The sequence below is a fragment of the Aquabacterium sp. UBA2148 genome, from assembly GCF_002328915.1.
Lineage (GTDB): Bacteria > Pseudomonadota > Gammaproteobacteria > Burkholderiales > Burkholderiaceae_C > Aquabacterium > Aquabacterium parvum.
This window is the reverse complement of sequence record NZ_DCXA01000216.1, coordinates 16,406-18,534: the sequence shown is the minus strand read 5'-3', so window position 1 is coordinate 18,534 and position 2,129 is coordinate 16,406. Positions and strand designations below refer to the sequence as shown.

Here is a 2,129-nt window from a genome sequence, read left to right as displayed (position 1 = left end):
CGCCCTCGAGTTCTTCACCGCTGCCGTGCCCGAAATGCTGGGCGGCTCGGCCGACCTGACCGGCTCGAACCTGACCAACACCAAGAGCACGCTGGCCTTCCGCGTGGGCGACGACGGCAAGGTCGTGACCACCGACGGCAAGCCCGGCCGCCACATCAACTACGGTGTGCGCGAGTTCGGCATGGCCGCCATCATGAACGGCGTGGCCCTGCACGGTGGCTACATCCCCTACGCCGGCACCTTCCTGACCTTCAGCGACTACAGCCGCAACGCCATCCGCATGGCCGCGCTGATGAAGCAGCGCGTGATCCACGTGTTCACGCACGACTCCATCGGCCTGGGCGAAGACGGCCCGACCCACCAGTCCGTCGAGCACGCCGCCAGCCTGCGCCTGATCCCCGGCCTGGACGTCTGGCGTCCGGCCGACACGACCGAAACGGCCGTGGCCTGGTCCATGGCCCTGGCCAACAAGAACCGCCCGTCGGCCCTGCTGCTGTCGCGCCAGAACCTGCCCTACGCGCCCAAGTCGGACGCCGACGTGATCACCCAGGGTGCTTACGTGCTGGCCGAGCCGTCGGAAGTGGGCCTGAAGAAAAAGGCCGTGGCCGTGATCGTGGCCACCGGCTCCGAGGTGCAGCTGGCCCTGCACGCGCAGCAAAAGCTGGCCGAGATGGGCGTGCCCGTGCGCGTGGTCTCCATGCCTTCGACCACCGTGTTCGACCGCCAGGACGTGGCCTACAAGAAGTCCGTGCTGCCGGCCAACCTGCCTCGCGTGGCGGTGGAGGCCGGCGTCACCGACGGCTGGTGGAAGTACGGCGTGGACGCGGTCGTCGGCATCGACACCTACGGCGAGTCGGCCCCGGCCGGCGTGCTCTTCAAGCACTTTGGCTTCACCCCCGAGAACGTGGTGGCCACCGTGCTGAAGGTGCTCAAGAACCGCGCCTGAAGCCTAAAATCACGGGCTGCCCGCCGCGCCTGGGTCACCACCCGGGCGCCGCACAGGCCGGGCCTGCCCCGCCACACCCGCTGAGCAGACTTCGTTTCCAGCCTTTTCAAACCTCTTAAACCTTCACAAAAGGTCTTTCCATCATGGCGATCAAGATCGGTATCAACGGCTTCGGCCGCATCGGCCGCATGGTGTTCCGTGCAGCAGTCCAGAACTTTGCCAACGACGTCGAAATCGTCGGCATCAACGACCTGCTCGAGCCCGACTACCTGGCCTACATGCTGAAGTACGACAGCGTGCACGGTCGTTTCAAGGGTGAAGTCGCCATCGAGGGCAACAACCTGATCGTCAACGGCAAGAAGATCCGCCTGACCGCCGTCAAGAACCCGGCCGAGCTGAAGTGGGACGAAGTCGGCGCCGACGTCGTCATCGAGTCCACCGGCCTGTTCCTGACCAAGGAAACCGCCGAAGCCCACATCAAGGCTGGCGCCAAGAAGGTGATCATGTCGGCCCCCTCGAAGGACGACACCCCGATGTTCGTCTACGGCGTCAACGACAAGACCTACGCCGGCCAGACCATCATCTCCAACGCTTCGTGTACCACGAACTGCCTGGCCCCCGTGGCCAAGGTGCTGAATGACACCTTCGGCATCAAGCGCGGCCTGATGACCACCGTGCACGCCGCCACCGCCACGCAGAAGACCGTGGACGGCCCGTCCAACAAGGACTGGCGCGGCGGCCGCGGCATCCTGGAAAACATCATCCCCTCGAGCACGGGCGCCGCCAAGGCCGTGGGCGTGGTGATCCCCGAGCTGAACAAGAAGCTGACCGGCATGGCCTTCCGTGTGCCCACCTCTGACGTGTCCGTCGTCGACCTGACCGTCGAGCTGAACAAGGAAGCTTCGTACGAAGACATCTGCAAGGCCATGAAGGCCGCCTCTGAAGGCGCCATGAAGGGCGTGCTGGGCTACACCGAAGACAAGGTCGTGGCCACCGACTTCCGTGGCGAAGTCTGCACCTCGGTGTTCGACGCCGAAGCCGGCCTGGCCCTGGACAGCACCTTCGTGAAGGTCGTGTCCTGGTACGACAACGAGTGGGGTTACTCCAACAAGTGTCTGGAAATGGCGCGCGTCATCGCCAAGTGATCCCTGCTGCCTCGGCGTGACCTTTGTCACGCCAGTTC

The 2,129-nt window shown here is 65.0% G+C and carries 2 protein-coding genes; both read left to right on the top strand.

All coding sequences use genetic code 11. The features are described from left to right. Positions 1-946 (top strand): transketolase-like TK C-terminal-containing protein (locus B2W70_RS12100; protein ID WP_286746008.1); only part of this gene is annotated, 946 nt, incomplete at its 5' end. 143 nt (positions 947-1,089) lie between these two features. Next, positions 1,090-2,091 carry a type I glyceraldehyde-3-phosphate dehydrogenase gene (gene gap / locus B2W70_RS12095; RefSeq protein ID WP_286746006.1) on the top strand — a complete coding sequence of 334 codons (1,002 nt, stop codon included), beginning with the start codon at positions 1,090-1,092 and terminating at the stop codon, positions 2,089-2,091. The last annotated feature ends 38 nt before the right edge of the window (positions 2,092-2,129 follow it).

What these genes read in the sequence shown, in the direction of transcription:
- gap (WP_286746006.1), top strand. Translation starts at nt 1,090, where the DNA reads ATGGCGATCAAGATCGGTATCAACGGCTTCGGCCGCATCGGCCGCATG.